The organism is Vibrio sp. 970, from assembly GCF_033339075.1.
In genome coordinates this window covers 1-629 of sequence record NZ_JAWOTW010000468.1, presented here as the reverse complement: position 1 = coordinate 629, position 629 = coordinate 1, and the positions used below count along the sequence as shown (strand labels likewise).

1 protein-coding gene is annotated in these 629 nt (G+C 50.9%); it reads right to left on the bottom strand.

Annotation, left to right across the window (positions count from 1 at the left end; translation table 11 throughout):
- Positions 1-629: M20/M25/M40 family metallo-hydrolase (locus R7Q11_RS27350; protein ID WP_225467130.1), on the bottom strand; the 629-nt coding region annotated here is incomplete at both ends.

The window sequence follows — 629 nt, the reverse complement described above, 5'->3', positions numbered from 1 at the left end:
GTTTGCAGCATGCTGTTTAGCTTGCTATCGGCAGCATCGTATTCTTCATTACTCCAGAAACGCACATCCACGATCGCTTCCGCGTGCTCAGGGACGATGTTTGCGCCGTTACCGCCAGACACAATACCCACGTTTAATGTGGTACCAGATTCGAAGTTCGTCATGGCATTGATTGCGAGAATCCAGTTCGCCATCTCGGTAATTGCACTGCGGCCATTTTCTGGCTCGTTGCCCGCGTGGGCTGCAATGCCATTAAACGTGATTTTGTAACGCGCCATGCCTTTGCGCGCTTTGACTAAACCTCCGTCTGCGCGTGCTGCTTCTGCCACCAATACGTTTTTCGCGTTTTTTGCAACAGATTGAATCCAGTCGACCGAATCTAACGATCCAGTGTCTTCGTCTGGGTTCATGCAGATACAAATCGACAGTTTATCCAACACCGCTTGGTCGAGGTTACGCATCGCGTACACAATATTCAGCAAGCCAGATTTCATGTCCGAGACACCCGGACCGTACGCTTTGTCAGCGTCTTGAGACATAGGACGTAATCCAGCGGTGCCGACAGGGAACACTGTATCCATGTGACCAATCAGCATCACGTCAACTTGCTCAGCCTCAGGCTTGTTTCG